The following is a 3,069-nucleotide window of genomic DNA, read 5'->3' on the forward strand; positions in this document are numbered from 1 at the left end:
TGCGCTGTAGCCGTTTGCAGCAAAACAACGCTTAATATTATGCTTAGCAGGTATTTTATATTTTTCATGCGGATAGATTACACTTTTAAGAATGCCTTTTTACGATACAGGAAGTAAAGGAACATCCACTTAACCATTATAAAGCAAATAGCCATTACTACAATATTGTAAGGCTCGCCAACCAGTTGTCCTAACCAGCCAAAAAAGCCGGCGGTAGCATAGTTCCAGTTAATGAATTTGCTTGATATGTAGATAAGGATGGAGTTCATACCTATCACTTTAAAATAGAACGCCCAGCTTTTATACCCAAGCACATCTATCACATAATAAAACAGCGAGAGCAGAAGTAAGCTTAAACCGCCAACATGTAATACAAACGAGCTGGTCCACAGGTTTTTATTGATAGGGAAATCAAGGTTCCAGATCTGCGCTAATATCAGGAAGACAATGCCAACAATGGCAAGCAATCCGGCTTTACGTGCTTTATGCTGATGGCCGCTTTTTAACAGCGTACCTGCCAGTATACCCAACAAACCGGTGCTTATTGCCGGGATCGTAGAGAATAACCCTTCTGGGTCATGGATACCTAAATAAAGTTTGCCCGGCAGTATTTGGGTATCCATATACGATGCAAAGTTGCCCGCCATGGTCAAATCACCGGCAGGGTGGCCGGGAGCCGATGTGAATTTTAATAACAACCAGTAACCTATAATGAATGCCCAAAACCAGGCTATTTGCCATTTGCGGTTAGCATACAGGTAAATAATATTGGCAAACATATAAGCTATACCAATACGCCCCAGCACCGATGCAAAGCGGATCTCATCAATAGATTTCAGGGTTTTTAAGCCATTGTTTACCAGCAGGCCAAGCAATACCAATATGGCCGCACGTTTTATTACCCTTAACACTAACTGCGGGCGGGTAGCACCTTTTTCCAACTCGCGGCCTATAGAGTATGGTGTGGCCACACCTGCCAGGAACAGGAACAATGGGAAGATCAGGTCATATAAATGGAAACCGTTCCAATCAGGGTGGGTGAACTGATTGGCTATGCTGCCCCAAAATGGCGACCCGGTTGCCTTAGCCAGCGTATGGAATATTTCTTCGCCGCCTAAGATCCAAAACATGTCAAACCCCCGCAGGGCATCTAACGAATAAAGGCGTTCATAGGTAAAGGGCGATGTATTAACATCAGTGGCATCGGCAGAGCCGGCAGCATTTTTTGCGGTCATGTTTATGATAATAAGGATTAAAAACAAACCGGTACTGGCCACCGGCAAATGGTTTATAGATTATTTAAATATAGAATACTTTTTAAATAATTTCAAAAAGTATTATTCAATATAAACCAATTGTATTAATGATGTTACCAAACAGACGTCCTCGCTGTTAGCTTTACATGTGATAGAATGTACCTCTACTGCTTAAAGTTAAAGTAGTTTTTAGCGTTGTAATAGCAAATATCCTGAATGATCTTGCCGGTCCATGCTATATCGTTTGGTAGTTCGCCATTCTCTATATCTTCGGCAAACAAGTTGCAAAGTATACGCCTGAAATACTCATGACGTGGAAAGGACAAGAAGCTGCGCGAGTCTGTAAGCATACCTATAAACCTACTCAGCAAGCCCATGTTTGAAAGGGCATTAATTTGTTTGGTCATGCCGTCCTTTTGATCCTGGAACCACCATGCCGAACCGTACTGCACCTTACCGGCTATAGAGCCGTCGTTAAAATTACCTATCATGGCGGCCATCATCTCGTTATCGGCCGGGTTTAGATTGTAGATAATGGTTTTTGCAAGGCGATCATCCTTATCCAGGCGGTTTAAAAATTTGGATAATGGCCTGGCCTGGCTAAAATCGCCTATAGAATCAAAACCCGTATCGGGCCCAAGCTGGCTAAGCAGGCGGCTATTATTATTACGCAAAGCGCCCAAATGGAATTGCTGAACCCAGTCTTTCTCCTGGTTCCATATTGCGAAATTATACAGCATAGCCGATTTGAATTTCACCTTCTCTGAGTTGGTAACGCTTTTTTCGGTACGCACTTTTTCAAATATGGCGCGCAGTTCTTCCTCGGTATATTCCTCCGCGTAAATATGCTCAAGGCCGTGGTCAGATACGGTACAGCCGTTTGCCGCGAAGTAGTGGTGGCGGTTTTTTAGTGCGTACAGGTAATCTTCAAAAGTATTGATGCTGGTGTTTGATACCGCCTCTAATTTATTGATGTAAGCGTTTAACCCTGCTACATCCTCTATATGCATAGCTTTATCAGGCCTAAATGCAGGGAAAACCTTTACCTCTGCCCCATCTCTTTGTATTTGCGTGTGGTGGCTCAAGTCATCTAAAGGGTCATCCGTTGTGCAGATCACCTCTACATTCATCTTTTTGATGAGTTGCTGTACCGAAAATTCCGGGCTTTGCAGTTTGGCCGAGCAATCATCATATATAAAGTCGGCAGTGCCGGGCATTAACCTCGAATTGATATTGAAATAACGCTGCAGTTCCAGGTGAGTCCAGTGGTAAAGCGGGTTACGTAAGGTATATGGCACTGTAGCTGCCCATTGTGCGAATTTCTCTTTATCGGGTTTGCTGCCGGTAATGTAAGATTCGTCGATACCGTTTGCCCGCATAGCACGCCATTTATAATGGTCGCCATTGAGCCAGGCATGGGTAATGTTATTAAAGTTGATATCGCCGGCAATTTGATCGGGGGGTAAATGGCAATGGTAATCTATAATGGGGAGCGTTTTGGCATGGTCATGATACAGTTTTTTGGCAGTATCCGTATGCAGCAAAAAATCCTCATCTAAAAAGCTCTTCATAATTGGTTAATAAAAAGGCAATGTATTAAAGATTTTCGATAGATTTTAACTGCAATTACGCAAACGTTTTAGCTCCAGCTGATTTTAATCGACTGCCCTCCATTTAATACATACTCAATATTGCCATCCCTGGTTACTTTGCCCTTTATTTCTTGTTTTTGTCCATTAGCTATTACCTTAAATGTTGGCAGCTTTTTATCATCCATACGCGCAATTACCAGGCGGCATGTCAGCCGGTTATC

The 3,069-nt window shown here is 42.9% G+C and carries 2 protein-coding genes; both read right to left on the bottom strand.

Annotation, left to right across the window (positions count from 1 at the left end; genetic code table 11):
* Positions 1–77 precede the first annotated feature (77 nt).
* A complete protein-coding gene (locus JWQ85_RS19340; protein ID WP_299470894.1) occupies positions 78–1,235 on the bottom strand; it encodes a DUF5009 domain-containing protein in 1,158 nt (385 codons plus the stop codon).
* 185 nt (positions 1,236–1,420) lie between these two features.
* Positions 1,421–2,827 (bottom strand): glucuronate isomerase, encoded by a 1,407-nt coding sequence (gene uxaC / locus JWQ85_RS19345; protein WP_299470896.1) that lies wholly within the window; start codon positions 2,825–2,827, stop codon positions 1,421–1,423.
* Positions 2,828–3,069: the final 242 nt, after the last annotated feature.

Source organism: Mucilaginibacter sp. (assembly GCF_028288105.1).
In the GTDB taxonomy this organism is placed as follows: Bacteria; Bacteroidota; Bacteroidia; order Sphingobacteriales; family Sphingobacteriaceae; genus Mucilaginibacter.

Excerpts from the sequence above, each read along its gene's own strand:
- uxaC (WP_299470896.1), bottom strand. The coding sequence starts at position 2,827 with ATGAAGAGCTTTTTAGATGAGGATTTTTTGCTGCATACGGATACTGCC.
- JWQ85_RS19340 (WP_299470894.1), bottom strand. The coding sequence starts at position 1,235 with ATGACCGCAAAAAATGCTGCCGGCTCTGCCGATGCCACTGATGTTAAT.